Below are 20,924 nucleotides of genomic sequence, written 5' to 3'. Positions count from 1 at the left end.
AGGATTCCCGTATGGATCCCCTGAAACTGATCGAGACCAGCCCCGGCAACTTCTCTCTGATCATGAACGCCGGGGGCACGCCCGCCGATGTGGTGGTCGGCGAGTCGGGGCACGAGCCCAACGGCTACTTCTGGGGCGGCATGGCCCAATGGCTGGTGCGAACCCAGGTACCGGAGGTGGAGGGGCGGGTGAAGTTCGACCCCGAGGCCGGCATGTTCTGCGCCTACGGCCCCGACCGCGAGGCGCTGGCCGTGCTCGGCACCGCCCTGGCCGCGGTCGTCAACGCCCCCGACCTGCTGCCCGCCCTGATCGCGAAGGGTGAGGCCGAAGGCATCGACTTCGACGACTGACGAGACCTCCGGCGGGACGGCCGACAGGGCTGAATGCGAGACCAGTAGCCGGACCGACCCTTGGCAAGACTGGTGGCAAGCTCGACGCCCTTCTCCGGTATCTCCGGCTTCGGCTTCGGCTTCGGCCAGGGCGCGTCCGGAGGTTGTAGCTCTCGGACTACAACCTCCAGGCCGGCATCGGCACGCTCCGGTCGGTCAGCTCGTGGGGTCCGGTCGGCAGTTCCGAGCCCATCAACGGGCCGTACTTCGGCACCTCCGTGCGCTCCCTGTACGACCTGGCCAACGCCGACGGGTAGGCCCCGACCGCGGCCGATCACTTCGGTCAGGGCAGAGGACGCGCGAGCTCCCGTAGCACTGCCTGCCAGGTGGGTGCCTGGTGGGCAGCGCCGGCGTTCAGGTCCAGGCCGCGCCAGCCGGTCACCGCCCGGATACCGTGCAGAGCACTCACCGACCAGACCTCCAGGCCCTCGAGTGCGACCGGTGGCACGTTCTCGGAGCGGGTCTCGACGCCCCGCCGTTCGGCGATCCCCTCCAGAAGCCGCCAGGTGACACCGGGCAGAGTCGCATCGCTGCGCGGAGGGCTGCAGAGCACGTCCCCCCGCCACCAGAGCAGCGTGCTCAGCGCACCCTCGAGCACCGCCCCGTCCGGTGACACCAGCACCGCCTCCCCCGCCCCCGCCAGGGCCGCCCGACGTCGCAGGTCCGCCAGCCGGGGCAGGTCCGGGCCCTTGACGCCCGGCCGGGTCCGCGGATCCGGCACCCCGGGCCCCCACAGCACCACCTCCGACGACGGTTCGGGGGCGGGACGGATCCACAGCGTCAGCTCGTCACCGGTGCGGTCGACCCGCGGGAACCACCGACCCGACCGGGGCAGAACGGCCAGGACATCGTCCATGAACCGGTTCGCCCACCCGGAGGTGAGGGACGGCACCGAAGGCGGATGGTCGTCCATCATTGAAACGCTCCGGACGAAACGTGCTCGGTGCTCATCGATGCCGCGACAGCGGCCTTCGTCGACGAGCCACGAGTCGGCGACCGGCGGCCCGGGCCCGGCCGGACGGGTGGCGGGCACGAACTCCCCCGGCCCTCGCCAGAGCAGGGGGCCGGGCGGGATCTCGCCGAACGGCTTCATCAACGGAGTCCAGAATCTTCAGGAAGTGACTGGGCCGTAAGATACCTGGCCCGACCCCGCCCGAGGAGCCCGATGACGCCCGACCCGCAGCCGGTCCGGACGCTGCTCGTGGACAACTACGATTCCTACACCTACAACCTGTTCCAGCAGCTGGCGGTGGCGAACGGCACCGAGCCAATCGTGGTGCGCAACGACGAGTGCGACTGGGACACCCTGATGTCGCGCATCCAGGGGACTTTCGACAACATCGTGATCTCCCCCGGGCCCGGGCGGCCGGAGAACCCGGAAGATTTCGGCCTGTCGGCGGCCGCGATCACCTGGGCCCGCACCTCGGGCCTGCCCCTGCTCGGGATCTGCCTGGGCCATCAGGGCATCGCCGTGGCCTTCGGGGCCCGCACCGAGCCCGCCCCGCGCATCATGCACGGGCAACTCAGCCGGGTGCGCCACGAGAGCCCCCTGTTCGCCGGGATCCCGCAGCACTTCGAGGTCGTCCGCTACCACTCCCTGGCGGTGCCGGAGCCCCTGCCGGCCGGACTGACCGCGACGGCCTGGTCCGAGGACGGCACCGTGATGGCGCTGGAGAATTCCGGGGCAACGCTTTTCGGGGTTCAGTTCCACCCCGAATCGATTCTCACGCAGCACGGATCCCGGATCATCGAGAATTTCCGCGACCTGACCGACGTCCACCATTCGGTTTCTGTCACCGAAAAAGCCTCCACGACAATGGACGAGAAAGAACGCACGCCGTTACGCCTCACCGTTCACCGGCTTCCGGGGCCGATCGACGCGGAGTCCCTGTTCGCCACCCTGCACCGGGGAGACGGGGCCGTCTGGCTGGACAGCGCGCGCACCGGACGGTTCTCCTACCTGGCCTGCGCCCCGGGTGGAAAGCTCTGGGAAATGCTGACCCCCCAGGCAGATTCGTTCGATCGAATCCAGCGACGACTGCGGTCGTTCAGCATCGACGAGCCCGATCTGCCGTTCGACTTCACCGGTGGCTACGTGGGATATCTCGGCTACGAGTGCGAGGCCGACCCGGCGACGGCCGGCCCGCACGCATCACCCCACCCGGATGCCGCGCTGGTGTTCGCCGACCGTCTCGTCGTGCTCGACCACGAGCAGGATGAGGTGTTCCTGCTGGCGCTCGACCTGAGGTCCGACCCTCGGGACGACGCCGGGCAGTGGATCAACCGGACCCGGCACATCATCGAGAACCTGCAGCCGCTAGAACCTCTCGCCGATCCACCCGCTTCTGTCGCCCGCCCGGTACGAGGCCGCCGCCAGTACCTGGCCGACATCCAGACCGTGCGGGAACACCTGGAGCAGGGCGACACCTACGAGGTCTGCCTCACCACCCGCTTCGACACCACCACGACGGAATCGCCCCTCACCGTCCATCGGCGCCTGCGGAAGCTGAATCCGGCTCCCTACAGTGCTTTTCTGGACCTGGGCGGGATCAGCGTGTCGTCCTCGTCGCCCGAGCGGTTCCTGCGGATCGACCGTTCGGGGCGGGTCAGCGCCAAGCCGATCAAGGGCACCCGGCCCCGGGGCTCCTCCCCCGACGACGACCGGCGCCTGGCCAAGGAACTCGAGAACGACGTGAAGGAACGCGCCGAGAACCTGATGATCGTGGACCTGCTGCGCAACGACCTCGGACGGGTGTGCCGGCCCGGTTCGGTCGTTGTGCCCGCCCTGATGCAGGTCGAGTCGTTCAGCACGGTGCACCAGCTGGTCTCGACCGTGGAGGGCGATCTGGCAGACGGGCGCGACGCGGTGGACTGCGTGCGGGCCGCCTTCCCGGGCGGATCGATGACCGGCGCCCCGAAGGTGCGCACCATGCGCATCCTTCAGCAGCTGGAGGGCCGGGCCCGGGGCGTCTACTCCGGCGCGATCGGGTTCCTCGGGGTGAACGGCACGGCGGACCTCAGCATCGTGATCCGCACGCTGGTGCACGACGGGAACGCCGTGAGCGTGGGAGCGGGCGGGGCCGTGACCATCCTCTCCGATCCTGAGCAGGAATGGCAGGAGGTGCGGCTCAAGGCCGACGCCGTGCTGCGGGCCGTGGGTGCGGTCAGCAGCGACGAGGGTCCTTCCTGAGGCGGCTGGTCCACGTGGGTGGAAATGCGCTGGCGGCTCCGTCGGTAGGCTGTCACCCTAGATCGGCGGGGTATGGATGCCGACCCGAAGAGGAGGGCACTCATGACTGACGACAAGCAGGTCAGCTCAGACACGAAGCGCAAGTTCCGCGAAGCTCTGGAGCGCAAGAACGCCAACGGCGGGCAGCACCAGGGCGAGGTCCAGGGAAACGGGAAGGTGGGCGGGTCCCACGGCCCCGAGACCTCGGGCTCTCAGCAGATGTTCCGACGTAAGTCTTCGTAGTTCCGATCGGTTCCGATCCGTTCTGACGAGGAAGGCGTCACCCGGAATCACCGGGTGGCGCCTTTCGTCACATCACGGCCCTCTCGGCCGGTCAGGTGGCACCGGGTTAGCATCAGCCGACCCGTGAGGCACCGCCACCAAGGAGAGTCGTCGCATGATCCGCAACGTCGTGACGGGCCGGCTCAAGCCGGACGCCGACACCACCCTTCTCGACGAGGGCCTGGCCGGCATCCTCGCCCTGGGCATTCCCGGGATGACCGACGTGAAGGTCGGCCGGGACGCCGGACTCCGCCCCGGGAACTGGGATTTCACCATCGTGGCCGACTTCGCCGATGTCGCCGCCTATCGGGCCTACGACGAGGACGAGGAACACAACCGTCTGCGCCGGGAGATCTTCGGGCCGCTGTCCGCCGAGATCGCCCGGATCCAGATCGAGTTCTGAGCGCTCAGCAGCCCTGCTCCGACTGGCTCTCCCGGCTGACGAAAAGGCTTGCCCCGACGTGACTGTTGTCGGGTACGGAGAACGGTCCCCGCTCCTTGAGCGGGTCCAGCGGCACCACGATCACCTCCAGCCGGTACTGCATCCCCAGGGGGTCGAACGGCAGGCCCACCGGCGGGCGCAGCTTCCAGCGGGAGAGTGATGCCGGGTGCTGCCAGCCCCGGATCGGCGTGATGTGCCGGACCCCGTCGCCGGCGCTGAGGTTCTCCACGGAGAACAGCAGCGTGCGGCCCGGCGGCAGGTGCGCGGTACCGCTGATCCCGGGGCAGCGGCCGATCCCCGCCCCGTTGCGCGGGGTGACGAAGGCGGCTTCCTTACTGGTCGAGGGTTTTCCGGGCCAGGGAGTAACCGCGACCCCGAATGACGGACGAGGTGGCCGCCCCTGCGGGTCGCCGGCGGTTTGCGGCCCCCCGATGATGGACGACGTACTCGCCGGCCGTGGGGTGTCGGTGAGTTGCGGTGTCTGCCGGGTGAACAGCAGGGGCGCCAGGATCAGGCCGATCGAGAGCAGCGGGATCAGCACCAGGGCGGCCAGGAACACGCTGGGGCGCGCCCGCCGGGCTGTCGCCAGAGCGCGTAACTGCCCGGCCCAGGCGCGGGGATCGGCCGGGCGGTCCGCCGGGTCGTGGGCCAGCAGCCGGGTCAGGTGGTCGGCGAAGGCCCGGGGGTCGCGCACTTCGGCATCACGCGCCACGATCTCCGCCCGTCGACGGGCCCGGTCGGGAGCGAACGGGTCGCGGGCGTGCGGCGGGTTCTCCCCGACCACGCAGAACCAGGCCAGGGCCCCGAGCGAGTACAGGTCGGAGGCCGGGTCGCGGGCCGCCATCGGGTCGGCCAGCACCTCCGGCGCGGTGTATGCCGGACTGTGCCGGCCGGACAGGTCGCGGCCGTCGTCCACTCGCCGCATCGTGCCGATGTCGACCAGCACCACCCCGCGCGACGGGGCGAGGATGCAGTTCGGCGGCTTCACATCGCGGTGCAGGCTCGGATTACCCGCCGAGGCGGTGCGCGAGTGCAGCGCTCCCAGGGCCGCGGCGACCTGCTCGACGTAGCGCAGCCGGGTCGTCAGGGTCTTTGCGGTGGCGGGTGTGCCGGCGAGTTCGTCGGCCAGCGTCGGGCCGGGCACCCACTCCATCACCACGTACGGAGTCACCAGTGGGCGCGGCCCCGGGACGGGGAGTGGCGCGTGCTGCAGATGTGGCGGGGGCCCGACGAACACGTCCAGCACGCTGACCATGTGGTCGATCCGCATGATCAGCAGCAGGGCCCGGAGATCTTCCCACCGGCGCAGATCGGCCGGGGTGGGCCAGTCGTCGCCCATGTTCGCGGGCCGTCGCAGCCGTTTCACCGCGACCTGCAACGGCGAGGTCAGGTCGCCGCGGTACCGGGCGCGCCAGATGTCTCCCTCGCCGCCGGACAGGCCCGGGCCAAGGAGCTCGTAGCGGTCCGGATCACCCGGGGGCCCGGCGAACCATCCGTTGGGCTGCGCCCCGCCCACCATCCGGGACCGGTCGTCGGTGGCGAGCAGGCCGGAGACGTCGATCGGGCCGCCGGCCGGTTCCGTCCGGTCGCCCCCGAGGGTGACGGCATCGGGCGACAGCGTCACGGGGACCGGCTCCACCGGTCCGAACATTTCCGGCCCGGGGATACCGGACCCGGGGAGCTCAGGCCGGCGCATCGAGTGCCTGCACGTCGGCCACCGTGATCGTGCCGCTGTTGATCGCCCAGCGGGCCAGCGCCGGACGGAAGTCCTCGTAGACCTTCTCCAGGCTGAACGTGACCAGGGCGGCCACCCCCTGGGCGGCGAGTTGCCCGCGCAGCCGGCGCAATACGGTGCGGGCGTAGTCGGGGCTGCGGCCCACCCGTTCCCCGACCTCCCGGTAGGTGGCGGGGGTGGCCCGGCTTCCCGTGCGGGTGAGCAGGGGTTCGCAGAGCGCGGCCAGCAACCGGCGCTGCGGTCCGGTCAGGCCGACCGCCACACCGTCCACCGTCTCGACCGGATCCAGCACCGGCCGCGGCCGGTCGGGGGTGAGGTCGCGGACGTCGACGTGCACGGCGTACTCGCGACCGAACCGGCCGGTCACCACAACCAGGAACTCGGGGAACGGCATGGACGTGGTGGCGGCCCCGGGCTCCAGCATCCGTTCCGTTCCGACCAGCGGGCGGAGCACGAGTTGCTTGCTGCGGGAACGGTTCCGGATCAGTACACAGTCGTCGAGCGTGCGCAGGGTCGCCGTCAGCCGGGAGACGTGCTCGTCGGCGGGCCGGTGGGCGATCCGGACGGCCGCGTCGGCACCCCGGCCGATGGTGAGTTCCTGCCCGGACAGCAACACCCGCCGGTCGGTGCCGTAGCTGACGATCGCATAGGGCGACACCGCGGGTGGCGGGGCCCACTGACGCGGCACCCTGATCCCGGTCATGACCACCTCCGGGGGAACTCGCCGGCCGGGCCGGCACAGGCTTGACACACGACCAATAGTTTTCCGCATCCTCCGAGTGCTTGTCAGAACAACTATCGGACTGACCCCCCGGAGTTCGACGAACGGGTCCTTCGACTGAACTCGACTGAGGGTAAACACCCTCCCCTGAAAACCTTTCAGTTGCCCGGAGCAATGGTGCCGACCCCGCCCGGCCCTCGGGAAAACGTCAGGGGCTGATCAGACCCCGCTGGCCCGATCAGCCCCTGACGTCCGTGGATCTACTCGCCCGTACCCGGAAATCTTTCCCGGACCGTGCATTTCGTGCGGCCGTCCGGACCCGGTGGATCCGGGTCGGCGGATCACCCTGCCGATGCGATGCTTTCGTCCCGCAGCCGGGCCAGCCGGCTCATCGGGGCCAGGAACTCGTGGACCAGCGGCCGGTCACGCCCCTGCCTCCGAGCGGTCGCGCACGGGTACACCGCGCCGCAACACGCACAGAAGCCCCCGGTGGGCCGGTGATCGACCGGGCCTCCGTCGGGGTGCTGACGTTCCGGACCCGGGCGGCCCGTACCCACTTCCAACGACGATGCGGATGACGAGGAGGTCATGGCGACCACGGCTCAGATCACCGCCGTCAGTTCACGCAACGACGCGTCGCCCATGCGGTACTCGGCGGTCCAGCCGATCGCCACATAGGTGGAGCCGTACTGGGTGGACCAGACCAGATCGTCCGCCGCCAGGCGGGTGCCGCGTGGATGAATGATCCATTCACGCAGCTCGTCGCGGTTCATCACCGCCAGGGCGCGGGACCCGAACCAGACCGTGACCGTCCCCGGCTCCACCTCAAGATGCAGCGAGCCGATAGACCAGTCCCGGGCATTACGCAGATCGACCTCGACCCGGCCGACCCACTCCCCGGCGCCCGGTCTTTCACCTTTCAGAGCTGCCTGCTCCTGCATGGGCGTAAACCCCCGTTGTGTGGCCTGGACCGATGCCTGGAACACATCGGCTCTCCCCCCGCCATTGAATAGTCTCAGCCGTTACCCCGAGCCACTTCAATGTAACGTTTTGTGACGGGGGGAGCGTGACGACATTCGCGCCCTCGACTTGTTACTCGCCCGTTGTTCAGGAAAATGCCAAACTCGCCGCCATGAGCAGTGGGTCGGGCATGGGGCGGCGTTCCCTCGGGCGGCAGCTCCGAAGGCTACGGGAAATGGCCGGCAAGAAGCCGGAAGACGTGCGGTCGGTCGGATCGCGTCAGAAGATCTGGCGAATGGAGGCCGGAAAAGGGCCCTTCAAGTACGCCGACATCCGCGCTCTCTGCTTCATGTACGGCGCCGACGAGGCCATGACCGAACGACTCACCGACCTGGCGGCCCGGGCCGACGCGGAAAACATCTGGGAAGACTTCACCGATGTCCTGATACCGGGGTTCGGGTTGTACCTGGATCTCGAGCAGTCCGCGGCGGCGATCAAGACCTATGACGCTGAGTTGATTCACGGCCTTCTCCAAACCCCGCTGTACCACGAACATCTCACGATCGGTGAGGGCATGGCGGAAAATGCGCGGCGACGTGACGCCGAGTTACGCATTACTCGTATGGAAACGGCTTTCGGCGGGGCCGACCCACCCCTCGTCACGGCTGTCATCGGCGAATCGGCGCTGCACCGGATCATCGGTTCGGCTGACATCATGCGCGAACAACTGCGCTATCTTCGTCGCCTGAGCGACGAGAAGACCAATGTCGAGGTTCGGATACTTCCCTGGTCCGGCGGTGCGCACCCGGGTTTACGCGGTGGGGCTTTCACCCTGCTGGAATTCACCGAACCAGACACCGACGTGGTCTATCTGGAGTCCCAAGCAGACGCCCGGTACCTGGAAAAGGAAAGCAAACTCCGTACCTACCGGGACGTCTGGGAAACGCTCAGGCAGAAATCCGTCCGACTCGAGGAGTACACGACATGAGTACGCAGACACCTTGGATCAAGGCTCAGGCCAGCGGCGGCGGAGGCCAGTGCGTGGAAATCCGGCGCAACGGACACGATGTCGAGGTGCGTGACACCAAGGCACACGGGAACGGCCCGACTCTCCGGTTCGCCCCGGTCGAGTTCTCGGCCTGGATCGACGCCGCCAAGGGCGGCCGGCTCGACGGCCTCAGCAGTCACTGACCTTTCGCACGGGTGAGGGCCGGGGAGCGGTCGCCCGCTCCCCGGCCCTCGCACTTTCCCGCTGCCGGAACAGTTCTCAGCCAGTGAAATCAGTTGGCGGGAACCGGGATCGGGGTGGGGTCGGTCGGCAGCGGGGGCACCGGCAGGGAACCGTGAATCTGGTTCTGCGCCTGGCACTTGCTGGTGCAGTTCGTCGCCCCCTGGGAGAGCTCGATGGCGTCTTCACCGAGCACGCCACCCAGCCGGCCGCCGGAGGTCACCGACCAGCGCGTCACCGAGCCGTCCTGGTAAAGCTTCGTGGCCACCTGCGGGCTGTCCTTGCCCAGCAGCATCTCGTGATAACCGGTGCTGCTCTGGGCCGTGGTCACCGGGTCCTTGCCGTCGCCGAAATTGATCTTCCCGGTGAACTCGTTGACGAAATAGAAGAGCTTCGGCCCGAGGGTGTGCACGATCTCCACGTTCGACCCGAACTCGGGCTCCTGCTGGAAGATCCCGCCCTGGGCGAAGTCCTTGGCCTGGAACTTCATCTTCCCGCCGGCGGCGCTGAGGATGATGGTGGCGTCGTCGTCCTTCACCTCGAGCCGGTCGATCTTCACCGTGCCGATCTGCGCCGGCGTCAGCACCGGCACCTTCGAGGCAAAGACGACGGTGGGCTCGGTGACCATGCGCTCCGGGTCGGCCGCACCGGTCAGCGTGTAGTTGTAGACGCCCAGCGTCGAGGGGTTGACGTCGAAGCCCACGTGCTTGCCCCGCACGGCGATCGGGCCGGCCACGGCCAGATCCTTCAGCTTCACGTCCTTACCCTCGGCCGGGTTGTACGTGGTGCCGTTGACCGTGACCGCGAAGTCACCCTTGGGGCTGGCCTTGGCCTGCGCCGCACCGGCGGGCACCAGGGTGAGGGCGGCACCACCCGCGATCAGCGCGGCGGTGGCCAGGGCGAGCGAGCGCGGCTTGCGGATGATCATGAGAACTCCTGTCGAGGGTGCCGGCGACACCCGTGTCGCCGCCGGCTCACCTCAGTTCTCTCGCACCCGGTGGCGTAAGCGGTATGCGCCGATGGTTCTAGTACCCCCGCCGCTTACCCCTGAGCGGCCATCACCAAACCTTAAACACTGCACTCTTACTGCACTTCCATTTCTTACGGACGGTGACGGGTCTACTTGTTCTTCCGGAGACCGTTCACACCGCGCAGCCCCACGCCACCGACACAGAATGCGCACCCGACACAGTCGCGACAGCCGATGCAGAAGGCACACCCGACGCAGTCCTGACAGCCGACGCAGGCGAAGGTGCCGTAACACCGCCGGATCCCGATCCCGAGCACGGTGAACAGACTGAGCAGCACGCCGAAGCTGCCGCTGGTGCCGATGCTCCCGGCCACCCCCGCGCTGCCGCTGGTCGCGATGCTGCCGGCCACGCCCGCGCTCCCCGCGACGGCGACGCTGCCCGCCACCCCGGCGCTCCCGGCCACCGCCACACTGCCCGAGACTCCGGCACTGCCGGTCACCGCCACGCTCCCGGCGACCCCGGAGCTCCCGGTCACACCGATGCTCCCGGCGACCCCGCTGGAACCGGCCACCGTGATGCTGCCGGCCACCCCCTGCGATCCGGACGTGTCGATGCTACCGGTCACCCCGCTCGAACCCGAGACGGTCGCCCCGCTGGAACCGGTGACACTGCTGTCCACGCCACCCGAACCGGCGACCACACCCCGGGAATCCGGGACGGCGCCACTGCCCGTCGAGTCGCCCGAACCGGCCACGTCGCTGTTCACCGCCGCCTCGCCACCCTGGTCGCCGCTGTTCCCGTCGCCGTTATTACCGTCGTCGAACGACCCTGCCACACCAGCATTCTCCATCGACCCAGCCTCCCCGTCCCGCTACCCGGCCCCCAGCATCCCCCACGACAAGGGCAGACCACACCCCTCGTGACCGGGGACAGACGACATCCCCCGTGACCGGGGACAGACAACATCCCCGTGATCATGCAAAACCTCCCCGGCGTTCTAGAACTCTAACCACCACCACAGTTCTAGAAGTCCGGGGAGGCTTTGCATGATCACGAAGAGGGAAGAGGAGGACGCGGAGCGGTTGACCTCGGTGCCGGCGCATTGCGGTGTGGTGAGGTTCAAGATCTGGGCCGGGCTGCCGATATGACCATCACGGTGCTCCGCCGTGGATTGGCTCGACCCACTGCGGCGGAGTGCCACCCAATCCGTCGCCGAGCGGGACACCCCCGGCGAATCAGGTCGCGCACGCCCGCTGCGTGCAAGGATTCTCGCCATGACCGCGCCGAATCCACAGGACAGTCCACTCCCCGCCTGGGAACGACGCTTCCGGGCCGGGCGCATCGCGATGCCGGTCTGGGCGACGGACGCACCCGACCGCTGCTTGGTGGTGGCCACCCACGAGGGTGTGCTGGAGATGCACAGCTGGAGCCCCGAGGCGGGGCTCACCCGGCTGACCGCGCGGAGCGAGGGTACGGCGCACGGCGAGATCGACCCGTCCGGTGAGTGGATCTGGTGGTTCGACGACGCGGCCGGCAACGAGCACGGCATCTGGCGCAAGCAGCCGTTCGGATCGGCCCCGGGGGCCGACGAGATCGCGATTCCCGGCCTGGAACCGTCATATTCGGCCGGTCTGGCGCTCGGCCGGGGTGGTCTGGCGGTGATCGGCCAGAACGACGACGGCTACGGCACCCGGATCCAGATCCAGGAACCCGGCCGGCCGCTGCGACTGATCTACGAGCACACCGAGGACGCCGGGGTGGGCGGCCTGAGCGAGGACGGCACCCTCCTGGCCCTGGCCCACAGTGAGCACGGCGACTCCCGCCACACCGCTCTGCGCGTGCTGGCGGTGAGCGACGGCTCGACCGTGGCCGATCTCTGGGATGGCCCCGGAAAAAGCCTGGAACCATTGGGTTTCGCCCCCGTGACGGGCGATCCGCGGCTACTGGTGCTGCACGAGCGCCGGGGCCGGGGCGAACTGCTGGTCTGGGATGCTGTGGCGGGCACCGAGCTCGAGGTGAAACTCGATGTCTTGGGCGAGATCTCGGACGCCGAATGGTTCCGTGACGCGTCCGCACTGCTGGTGAGCGTGGACCACGAGGCCCGCACCCGGCTCTACACCTTCAGCCTCGTCGACCTGACCACCACCGCCGTGGGCCAGTCCGACGGAACCGTGATGGACGCGACCACCCGCCCCGGCGGCGAGGTCTGGGCCCTGTGGTCGTCGGCGGCGCTGCCCGCGGCCGTACGCAATCTGCACGGTGACCTGGTGCTGGCTCCTCCGGGCGATCCGGCCCCGGCCTCGGTACCTCTTGAAGACGTCTGGGTCGACGGGCCGGGCGGGCGCATCCACGCCCTCCTGCGCCGGCCAGTGGGTGCCACCGAACCGCTGCCCCTGCTCATCGACATCCACGGCGGCCCGACCGCGCACGACGGCGACTGGTTCCGGGCCTACCCGAGCGCCTGGGTCGACCACGGCTTCGCGGTGCTCCAGGTGAACTACCGCGGCTCCACCGGGTACGGGTCGCAGTGGCGCGACGCCCTGGAGAAGCGGGTCGGGCACATCGAACTCGAGGACGTCGTCGCGGTCCGCGACCATCTGGTCGAGGTAGGCGTGGTGGCCCCGGACCGGGTGGTGCTGGCCGGGGCGTCGTGGGGCGGCTACCTCACGCTGCTCGGGCTCGGCCTGTACCCGGACCGCTGGGCCGTGGGGGTCGCCGGGGTACCGGTGGCCGACTACCTGGCGGCGTACGAGGACGAGATGGAGGCGCTGAAAGCCTTCGACCGCTCGCTCTTCGGTGGTTCACCGGACGAGGTGCCCGAGAAGTACCGCGACTCCAGTCCCATCACCTACGCGGAGAAGGTGGCCGCCCCCGTGCTCGTACTCGCCGGGGAGAACGACCCGCGCTGCCCGATCCGGCAGATCGAGAACTACGTCGGGGTGCTGGCCGAGCGGGGTGCGGAGCACGAGGTGTACCGGTACGACGCGGGGCACGGCTCCTTGGTGGACGACGAACGGGTGCGTCAGGTGCGGGCCGAGATCAATTTCGTCCGGCGGCATCTGCCGGCCTGACCGACCCGTCAAGGGGAGCCCATCCGCGTCCTCAATTGAAACTACTGCGGGCCGGTACCTTTCGGTACCGGCCCGCAGAGGTGCAGGTGAGATCAGAACTCGGAGGCGATCAGCTCGGCGATCTGGGCCGTGTTGAGCGCCGCCCCCTTGCGCAGGTTGTCACCGGTCACGAACAGGTCGAGCGTGTTCGGGAAGTCCAGCGCCTGGCGCAGCCGCCCGACGATGGTCGGGTCACCGCCCACGGTGTCGGCCGGGGTCGGGAACTGCTTGCCGTCCGGGTCGTCGACCACGAGCACGCTCGGCGCGGCCTCGAGTGTCTGCCGGGCCTCGTCCACCGTGATGTTCTCGGCGAAGGTGGCGTGCACCGCGAGGGAGTGCGTGGTGACGACCGGCACCCGGACGCAGGTGGCGGACACCTTGAGGTCGGGGATACCGAGGATCTTGCGGGACTCGTTGCGGACCTTCAGCTCTTCGCTGCTCCAGCCGTCACCCTTGGCCGAACCGGCCCACGGGACGACGTTCAGGGCCAGCGGGGCCGGGAACGGCGAGGGACCGTCACCCAGCTTGGCGGTGATCGCGTCGCGCACGTCGCCGGCCACCGAGCCGAGGGAACGGTCGGCCGCGACCACCTCGAGCTCGTCGTGCAGCCGGTCGATGCCGGGCTGACCGGCGCCGGAGGCGGCCTGGTAGGAGGCCACCACGAGCTCGGTGAGCGTCCACTTCCGGTGCAGGGCACCGAGCGCGTCGATCATGGTCAGCGTGGTGCAGTTCGGGTTGGAGATGATGCCGCGCGGGCGGTTACGGGCCGCCTCGGGGTTCACCTCGGGCACCACCAGGGGCACGTCCGGGTCCATCCGGAAGGCGCCGGAGTTGTCCACGACGATCGCGCCGCGCTCGACCGCGATCGGGCCCCATTCGGCCGAGATCTCGTCGGGCACATCGAACATCGCGATGTCGACGCCGTCGAACGCCTCGGGGCTGATGGCCTGCACCGCGACCTGCTCACCGCGCACGCTCAGCAGCTTGCCGGCCGAGCGGGCGGAGGCGATCAGGCGGATCTCGCCCCAGACGTCTTCGCGTTCGGTCAGGATGCCGAGCATGACGGTGCCGACAGCACCGGTCGCGCCGACGACGGCGAGAGTGGGCTTGCGGGTGCTCATCGTCCGGTACCTCCGTAGACCACGGCCTCGCCGTCGGCGCTGTCCAGGCCGAAAGCGGTGTGAATGGCGCGAACGGCGTCGTCCAGCCGCTCGGCGCGGGTGACCAGCGACAGCCGGATCTCCGACGTGCTGATCATCTCGATGTTGATGCCGGCCTCGGCGAGCGCCGCGAACATCTGCGCGGAAACCCCCGGGTGGCTGCGCATTCCGGCGCCGATCAGCGAGACCTTGCCGATCTGGTCGTCGTAGCGCAGGGATTCGAAGCCGATCTGCTCCTGGGCCCGGTTGAGAGCGTTCATCGCCGTCTGGCCGTCGGTCTTCGGCAGCGTGAAGGAGATGTCCGTCAGGCCGCTCACGGCCGCGGACACGTTCTGCACGATCATGTCGAGGTTGATCTCGGCGGCGGCGACCACCTGGAAGATCTCGGCGGCCTTGCCGGGCTTGTCCGGCACGCCGACCACGGTGATCTTCGCTTCGCTCCGGTCGTGTGCGACCCCGGAGATGATCGGTTGCTCCACCACTGCTCCTTCGACGGGCTGGTCAGTGACCCAGGTGCCCTCGCGATGACTGAATGACGACCGGACATGGACCGGCAGGTTGAACCGACGGGCGTACTCGACGCAGCGCAGGTGCAGCACCTTCGCCCCGGAGGCCGCCATCTCCAGCATTTCCTCGCTGGTGATCCGCGCGATCTGCTGGGCGGACGGGACGATGCGCGGGTCGGCCGTGAAAATGCCGTCCACGTCGGTGTAGATCTCGCAGACATCGGCCTCGAGCGCGGCCGCCAGGGCCACCGCCGTGGTGTCGGAGCCACCGCGGCCGAGCGTCGTGATGTCTTTCGTGTCCTGGCTCACACCCTGGAAACCGGCGACGATGGCGATGTGCCCCTCGTCCAGCGCGGCCCGGATGCGGCCGGGGGTGACGTCGATGATGCGCGCCTTGCCGTGCACGCCGTCGGTGATGACACCGGCCTGGCTGCCCGTGAACGATCGGGCCTCCTGACCCAGCGCGGCGATCGCCATGGCCACCACGGCCATCGAGATGCGCTCACCGGCGGTGAGCAGCATGTCGAGCTCACGGGCGGGCGGGAGCGGCGACACCTTCTCGGCGAGTTCGATCAGGTCGTCGGTGGTGTCACCCATCGCAGAGACCACGACACAGACGTCGTGCCCCTGCTTTCGCGTGTCCACGATCCGCCGGGCGACCCGCTTGACGCTTTCGGCATCCGCGACGGAAGAACCACCGTACTTCTGCACGACCAAGCTCACCGGGTCGCTCCTTGCTACTCGTGAAGGGAGTTTCGGACGTGGCTATCCTACCTGCGGCCGGAATGGCGACCGGGACAGTATTTCGGCAGGTGAGATGCACGGCGGATGCCGGGTTGCTCCCCAGATCGTGCGGGCAGAACCGGTCTTCGCCGGATCAATCGAGGTTGAGAGCCTCGAACTCCGCATTGGCCACCGTGTCCGTGTCGACGTCGAGCCGCAGGTGCCCGAGCATGCTCTGCAACACACGCAGCGCGCTCGTGGCCCGCACCCCCCACGTGGACAGGTAGGAGAACTGCCACCACCACAGCGCCTCGTCCACCCGGCCGTCGCGATAGTGCCTCAGCCCGTGGGCCAGGTCGGCGGCGACGTCGGCCAGGTCGTCGGACAGGATGCCGCGGATCAGCTCACCCGACGTCAGCGGGTCGACGATGTCGGCGTACTCGTCCAGGCCGTCGAGCAGGTTGGCCAGGCCGGTGCGCAGCGGGTCGATGTCGGGGTCCGGGCCCGCGTCGGGCTCGAACCGCTCGCTCGGGACCACATCGGTGATCGCGCCCAGCCGGGCCCCGCCGAGCAGGATCTGGGAGACCGCCAGCAGCAGCACCGGGATCGCCGTGTCGGGCGAGGAGCCGGCCGCCACCTCGGTGAGGGCGTTCAGGTAGGTCTGCGCGTCGGTGGCCGTCTCCTCGGCCAGTTGGTGCAGCTCGCGGGCCTCGTCGGCCCGCTCGTCGGTCAGGTCGATCGACGAGCTGCCGCGGGTGCGTGCCTGCGGGATCGCCGAAGCGCTGGCCTGGTGACGGCCCCGCGGGCCGGTGAGCCGGCCGAACGCGTCGCGCTCGGGGCGCAGCGGGTCTGAGCCGTTCCTGCGTGACTTCTCGTTCTCGTCAGACATCGAGCAGTCTCCTCCCCTCGAAGGCCCGGCCCAGCGTGAGCTCGTCGGCGTACTCCAGGTCTCCCCCGACGGGAAGACCGGACGCCAGCCGGGTGACCCTCAGACCCATCGGCTTCAGCAGCCGGGCCAGATAGGTAGCTGTGGCCTCGCCCTCCAGGTTCGGATCGGTGGCGAGGATGATCTCGGTGACCTCACCGGAGGCCAGCCGGGTAACGAGTTCCTTGACCCGCAGATCGTCCGGGCCCACGCCCTCGATCGGGCTGATGGCGCCACCCAGCACGTGGTAGCGGCCGCGGAACTCACGAGTCTTCTCGATTGCGACGACGTCTTTCGACTCCTCGACCACACACAGCACGGTGCCGTCCCGGCGGGCGTCGCTGCAGATCCGGCACAGCTCCTCCGCCGACACGTTGCCGCAGGAGACGCAGAACCTGACCTTGTCGATCACCTCGGTGAGGGCAGCCACCAGCCGGCGCACGTCCACCGGGTCTGACTGCAGGATGTGGAACGCAATGCGCTGCGCGCTCTTGGGACCGACGCCGGGAAGATGCCCGAGTTCGTCGATCAGGTCCTGCACCACGCCCTCATACACAAGCAGGAGCCTACGTGCTGCACCGGGCGGCGTCGCCCATCCCACGCCTGCAGTCGCGGTGGGACGTCCCCCGGACGAGTTACCCCGGCCCGCCGATCACCGCGTCGGTGAGGGGCGGCCAGGCCTGCTTGGACCAGTCACCGAAGTCCCGGTCGGACAGGCAGACGCAGGCCAGGCCGTGGTCAGGGTCGGCCCACAGGAAGGTTCCACCCGCCCCGAAGTGGCCGAACGCCTGCTGCGAGATCTGGGTGCCGGCCCAGTGGCCCGGCCGGGCGAAGTTCCGCTCGAAACCCAGACCCCAGTCCAGCGGGTCGAACCGGCCCAGGCCGGGAAGGATCCCGGACAGCCCCGGGAAGTGCACCCGCACGGCCTCGTCCAGGGTCTGCCGGTCGATCAGCCGCGGGTTCAGCAGCTCGGCGGCGAATTTCGCCAGGTCGGCCGCCGTGCTCCGGCCGCCCGCCGCGGGTGATCCCGGCAGCGAGGTGGCGGTCATGCCCAGCGGCGTCAGCACGGCCTCGATCAGGTAGGTGCCGAAGTCGATGCCCGTGACCTCGGTGAGGTGCCCGGCGAGCACCTCGATGCCCTGGTTGGAGTAGATCCGCCGGGATCCCGGCCGGGTCACCGCGGCCGAGCCGGAGTCGAACCCGTACCCGGCCGTGTGCGCCAGCAGGTGCTCGACCGTCGCCCCCTCCGGGCCCGCCGCGTCGGAGAGCGCGAAGGCCTCCTCCTCCAGCGCCACCAGCACGGCGTAGGCCGTCAGCAGTTTGGTCACCGAGGCCAGGGCGAACTCGTGGTCCTGGTCACCCCGGGTCTCCACCACGGTGCCGTCGGCCGTGATCACGGCGGCCGACGTGTTCGGCACGCCCCAGAGCTGTTCCCAGTCGTCGATGCCGGCGAGCGCGCTCACAGGTCGCGCTCCTCGATCACGCGGCCGCCGAGCAGCTGCTCGATGGCCTGGACGCCCACCAGCGGCGGGTTGTCGAGATCCTCGCCGCCCGTGTCCTCATCCAGGTCGACGACGTTCTTCCGTTCCCGGGCCGCGACGTTCACCGTGCCCGGGGCGGGGTCCGCCGGCTTCGGGGCCGGGTTCGGCCGGTTCTGCGGCCGGCCGCCCCGCGAGGGTGACCAGCTGCTGTCCGGCGGGGCCTCGTCCTCCCGCATCGGCTCGTTCAGGTCGGGCGGGATGTCGTCGTAGGGCGAGGCCGCGGGGGTGGGCATGGCGTGCTCGTCGTCCGGTGCGGCGGTCTGGCCGCGCTTGTCCTGCGGCTTCGCGACCGGGTTCGGGCCCGTCTGCCCTTCGGCCGCCCGGGCGGCGGCCGCCGCGGCTACGGCCCGGGCCGCGGCCGCACCGACGGAACGGACCGGGGCCTCCTGGATGACCTCGCGGGTGGCCAGTCCTACGCCTCCGGACGACTCCGGGGCGGCCGGGGACGTCAGACCGGCCGGCGGTTGCTGGTTCTGCGACACCTCGGTCCAGGCCGAGGCCGACGGAGGACTCGGCGGGGAGCTCGGGGCGGAGCTCGGGGCCGGGCGCTCGGCCCAGCCATTCCGGGGACCCTGAGAGCCCTGAGAGCCCTGAGTTTCCGGGGCCGGGCGGGGCTGCGGGGCGGAGTGCGGAGCTACCTCGGCCGGCGGGGCCGAACGGGCGGACGTGGTCGGTCCCGACGGCGCGGACGGTCCCGACGGCGCGGACGGTCCTGCGGCGGGCCGGCCGCCTCCCGCCTGGAACTCCGAGGTCACGGCGGCCTCGACGATGCAGTCCAGGCCGAGCACCTCGATCAGGGCCTGACGCACGAAGTTGGGGTGCGGGCCGCGGCCGAACGACTGGGCGCGACCGGCCGAGTCGAAGCCGAGCAGCAGCCTTTTGCCGTCGTAGTCGAGCACCTGGGCGTACTGCGAGACCAGGCTCCAGGTGGTGCGCTTGATCGAGGCGACCGCGTTGAGCACCTCGGTCCAGTTGCGCCGCACGGCCTCCAGGTCACCGGTGCCATTTGAGGACGGCTGGGTCGCCTGAGGATTTTGGGTCGCCTGAGGAGCCTGGGTCGGCCGAGAGGCCTGGGCCGGCTGCTGGACCGGTTGCTGCTGGACGGGCTGTTGCTGGACCGGTTGCTGGACCGGTTGCTGGACCGGTTGCTGGACCGGTTGCTGCTGGACGGGCTGCGCGGGTGCGGCTGGGGTCTGTGATGCGGCAGCCGGCTCCGGAACGCTCTCCCGGTGCGGTGGGGTCGCCGGTGTCGACGTGCCCACCGGGTTCCGGGCGATCGGCTCGGACGAGGCGGCCGGAACGGCCGGGGCCGCGGTCACTGATGCGGTGGAGGTGTTCGTCGTCCTCAATTCCGGGACGGCCGGGGCACCCGCGGAGGCCGCCCCCGGACCGTTCTCGGGTACAGTATCGGTTCCCCCCTTGCCGATCGCCGCGCGGACGGCGGCGAGGCCGGAGGACCGGGACGGGGGGCCGGGCGACTCGGCGTAGGCCGGACCCGACGACCCGGCCAGGGGCGCTCCGGGGGCCGCGGCCACCACGGCCCCGGAACCGATGCGCTTCTCCAGCCGGTCGAGACGGGCGCCGAGACCCCGCTGCTCGTCGTCGGCCGCGGGCAGCAGCAACCGGGCGCACAACAGCTCCAGCTGCAGGCGGGGTGAGGTGGCACCGGTCATCTCGGTGAGCGCGGCATTGGTGACGTCGGCGGCCCGGGACAGCTCGGAGGAGCCGAACCGGCCGGCCTGGCTGCGCATCCGTTCCAGCTGGTCGTCGGGCATGCCGCGGAAGACCGCGTGCCCACCGTCCTTGACCGCCGCGACCACCAGCAGGTCACGCAGCCGCTCGAGCAGGTCCTCGACGAACCGCCGGGGGTCGTGCCCCGACTCGATCACCCGGTCGATCACCCGGAAGACCGTGGCGCCGTCCCCGGCAGCCAGGGCGTCGGCCACGTCGTCGAGCAGGGTGGAGTCGGTGTAGCCGAGCAGGCCGATCGCGGTGGCGTAGGTGAGACCGTCTTCTCCCGCGCCGCCCATCAGCTGGTCCAGCACGGAGAGCGTGTCACGCACCGAACCGCCGCCGGCGCGCACCACCAGGGGCAGCACGCCCTTGCCGGCGGGCACCCCCTCCTGCTCGCAGAGCTCGGCCAGGTACTGCACCAGCCGCTCCGGCGGGACCAGGCGGAACGGGTAGTGGTGCGTGCGCGACCGGATGGTGCCGATGACCTTCTCCGGCTCGGTCGTCGCGAAGATGAACCGGATGTGTTCCGGGGGTTCCTCGACGATCTTCAGCAGGGCGTTGAAGCCCTGCGGCGACACCATGTGCGCCTCGTCGATGATGAACACCTTGTAGCGGTCGCGGACCGGCGCGAAGGCCGCGCGCTCACGCAGGTCACGGGCGTCGTCGACACCACCGTGGCTGGCCGCGTCGATCTCCACCACGTCCAGGCTGCCGGGACCGCCACGGGCCAGGTCGACGCAGGACGGGCAGGTACCGCAGGGCGTGGGAGTGGGACCCTGCTCACAGTTCAGGCAGCGCGCCAGGATGCGCGCGCTGGTGGTCTTGCCACACCCACGCGGGCCGGAGAACAGGTAGGCGTGGTTGACCCGGTTCTTCGTCAGGGCGACCGAGAGCGGCCCGGTGACCTGCTCCTGACCGATCACCTGGGCGAAGGACTCGGGCCGGTAGCGGCGGTAGAGAGCGGTCGTCACGGCCGTCAGCCTAGGACAGTTGGGGTGGACGCTTCAGGCTCGAATCCAAGATGTGGAGAAGTCCACCTGATCGCCTGCGGTCCGATCGCCGGCGGGCCGGACCCGGGCATGAAAAGGACCCCCCGCACACCCGCCAGAGCCTGCCTACCCTTGCTGCCTTCCGGCCCTGGGGGAGTTCAGCTGGGTGACGCCGCACGAGGGGTCTGCGCACCACTGTACCGAATCCCGGCCCGGGGCTGAACCAGCCCCCCGCCCGGGAGCCTCCCGGGAGTCCTTCGGCCACGCCGGGGGACCCCG

General features: G+C 69.8%; 19 protein-coding genes and 1 other RNA gene. 7 read left to right on the top strand and 13 right to left on the bottom strand.

Features of this window, described 5'->3' with window-relative positions:
• The first annotated feature begins 11 nt into the window (after positions 1-11).
• On the top strand, positions 12-350 hold the full coding sequence (locus LR393_RS11720) for an Imm51 family immunity protein (RefSeq protein WP_231483881.1): 339 nt from the start codon (positions 12-14) through the stop codon (positions 348-350).
• A gap of 322 nt (positions 351-672) precedes the next feature.
• On the opposite strand, the gene LR393_RS11715 is transcribed toward LR393_RS11720, so the two are convergent.
• The gene (locus tag LR393_RS11715) at positions 673-1,482 is read right to left on the bottom strand and encodes an aminotransferase class IV (protein WP_231483880.1); all 810 of its coding nucleotides are present in this window, start codon (positions 1,480-1,482) and stop codon (positions 673-675) included.
• A 72-nt stretch (positions 1,483-1,554) separates the two neighbouring features.
• Here LR393_RS11715 and pabB point away from each other — a divergent pair, with 72 nt between their 5' ends.
• From pabB to LR393_RS11700, 3 genes are all read left to right on the top strand, one after another.
• The gene (gene pabB / locus LR393_RS11710) at positions 1,555-3,579 is read left to right on the top strand and encodes an aminodeoxychorismate synthase component I (RefSeq protein WP_231483879.1); all 2,025 of its coding nucleotides are present in this window, start codon (positions 1,555-1,557) and stop codon (positions 3,577-3,579) included.
• 102 nt (positions 3,580-3,681) lie between these two features.
• Positions 3,682-3,861 (top strand): DUF5302 domain-containing protein, encoded by a 180-nt coding sequence (locus tag LR393_RS11705; protein ID WP_231483878.1) that lies wholly within the window; start codon positions 3,682-3,684, stop codon positions 3,859-3,861.
• A gap of 154 nt (positions 3,862-4,015) precedes the next feature.
• Positions 4,016-4,303, top strand: coding sequence for a Dabb family protein (locus LR393_RS11700; RefSeq protein WP_231483877.1), 288 nt, complete (start codon positions 4,016-4,018; stop codon positions 4,301-4,303).
• A 4-nt stretch (positions 4,304-4,307) separates the two neighbouring features.
• Here the strand turns inward: LR393_RS11700 and LR393_RS11695 are convergent, their stop codons facing one another.
• The 3 genes from LR393_RS11695 to LR393_RS11685 form a co-directional block, all read right to left on the bottom strand.
• The gene (locus LR393_RS11695; protein ID WP_231483876.1) at positions 4,308-5,966 is read right to left on the bottom strand and encodes a serine/threonine protein kinase; all 1,659 of its coding nucleotides are present in this window, start codon (positions 5,964-5,966) and stop codon (positions 4,308-4,310) included.
• Positions 5,967-6,024: 58 nt separating this feature from the next.
• Positions 6,025-6,780, bottom strand: coding sequence for a hypothetical protein (locus LR393_RS11690; protein WP_231483875.1), 756 nt, complete (start codon positions 6,778-6,780; stop codon positions 6,025-6,027).
• 620 nt (positions 6,781-7,400) lie between these two features.
• Positions 7,401-7,739, bottom strand: coding sequence for a hypothetical protein (locus LR393_RS11685; RefSeq protein WP_231483874.1), 339 nt, complete (start codon positions 7,737-7,739; stop codon positions 7,401-7,403).
• Between the two features lie 191 nt (positions 7,740-7,930).
• On the opposite strand from LR393_RS11685, the gene LR393_RS11680 reads away from it, so the two are divergent.
• Positions 7,931-8,746 carry a helix-turn-helix domain-containing protein gene (locus LR393_RS11680; RefSeq protein WP_331282940.1) on the top strand — a complete coding sequence of 272 codons (816 nt, stop codon included), beginning with the start codon at positions 7,931-7,933 and terminating at the stop codon, positions 8,744-8,746.
• Positions 8,743-8,949, top strand: coding sequence for a DUF397 domain-containing protein (locus LR393_RS11675; protein WP_231483872.1), 207 nt, complete (start codon positions 8,743-8,745; stop codon positions 8,947-8,949). Before LR393_RS11680 ends, LR393_RS11675 begins: the two co-directional genes overlap by 4 nt.
• A gap of 89 nt (positions 8,950-9,038) precedes the next feature.
• On the opposite strand, the gene LR393_RS11670 is transcribed toward LR393_RS11675, so the two are convergent.
• Both LR393_RS11670 and LR393_RS36980 read right to left on the bottom strand, forming a co-directional pair.
• Complete coding sequence (locus tag LR393_RS11670; protein ID WP_231483871.1) at positions 9,039-9,914, bottom strand: hypothetical protein; 876 nt, start codon at positions 9,912-9,914, stop codon at positions 9,039-9,041.
• A 191-nt stretch (positions 9,915-10,105) separates the two neighbouring features.
• Complete coding sequence (locus tag LR393_RS36980) at positions 10,106-10,498, bottom strand: hypothetical protein (protein ID WP_407937310.1); 393 nt, start codon at positions 10,496-10,498, stop codon at positions 10,106-10,108.
• Positions 10,499-11,231: 733 nt separating this feature from the next.
• Between LR393_RS36980 and LR393_RS11660 the strand changes: the two genes are divergently transcribed.
• Complete coding sequence (locus LR393_RS11660) at positions 11,232-13,028, top strand: S9 family peptidase (RefSeq protein WP_231483869.1); 1,797 nt, start codon at positions 11,232-11,234, stop codon at positions 13,026-13,028.
• Between the two features lie 92 nt (positions 13,029-13,120).
• Here LR393_RS11660 and LR393_RS11655 read toward each other — a convergent pair whose 3' ends face one another.
• From LR393_RS11655 to ffs, 7 genes are all read right to left on the bottom strand, one after another.
• Complete coding sequence (locus tag LR393_RS11655; RefSeq protein WP_231483868.1) at positions 13,121-14,188, bottom strand: aspartate-semialdehyde dehydrogenase; 1,068 nt, start codon at positions 14,186-14,188, stop codon at positions 13,121-13,123.
• A complete protein-coding gene (locus tag LR393_RS11650) occupies positions 14,185-15,456 on the bottom strand; it encodes an aspartate kinase (protein WP_231483867.1) in 1,272 nt (423 codons plus the stop codon). Before LR393_RS11650 ends, LR393_RS11655 begins: the two co-directional genes overlap by 4 nt.
• A gap of 154 nt (positions 15,457-15,610) precedes the next feature.
• Positions 15,611-16,345 (bottom strand): DUF5063 domain-containing protein, encoded by a 735-nt coding sequence (locus LR393_RS11645; RefSeq protein WP_231483866.1) that lies wholly within the window; start codon positions 16,343-16,345, stop codon positions 15,611-15,613.
• Positions 16,338-16,937 carry a recombination mediator RecR gene (gene recR / locus LR393_RS11640; RefSeq protein ID WP_231483865.1) on the bottom strand — a complete coding sequence of 200 codons (600 nt, stop codon included), beginning with the start codon at positions 16,935-16,937 and terminating at the stop codon, positions 16,338-16,340. The genes LR393_RS11645 and recR overlap by 8 nt, the downstream gene beginning before the upstream one ends.
• Before the next feature lie 79 nt (positions 16,938-17,016).
• Complete coding sequence (locus LR393_RS11635) at positions 17,017-17,844, bottom strand: serine hydrolase domain-containing protein (RefSeq protein WP_231483864.1); 828 nt, start codon at positions 17,842-17,844, stop codon at positions 17,017-17,019.
• Entirely contained in the window at positions 17,841-20,627 is a 2,787-nt protein-coding gene (locus LR393_RS11630) for a DNA polymerase III subunit gamma and tau (RefSeq protein ID WP_231483863.1), read from the bottom strand. The genes LR393_RS11635 and LR393_RS11630 overlap by 4 nt, the downstream gene beginning before the upstream one ends.
• 110 nt (positions 20,628-20,737) lie before the next feature.
• Positions 20,738-20,834: signal recognition particle sRNA small type (gene ffs / locus LR393_RS11625), an RNA gene on the bottom strand.
• Positions 20,835-20,924: the final 90 nt, after the last annotated feature.

The sequence above is a fragment of the Kineosporia mesophila genome (genome assembly GCF_021129235.1).
In the GTDB taxonomy this organism is placed as follows: Bacteria; Actinomycetota; Actinomycetes; order Actinomycetales; family Kineosporiaceae; genus Kineosporia; species Kineosporia mesophila.
The sequence above is the reverse complement of the archived record's forward strand: the minus strand, read 5'-3'. Positions and strand labels throughout refer to the sequence as shown.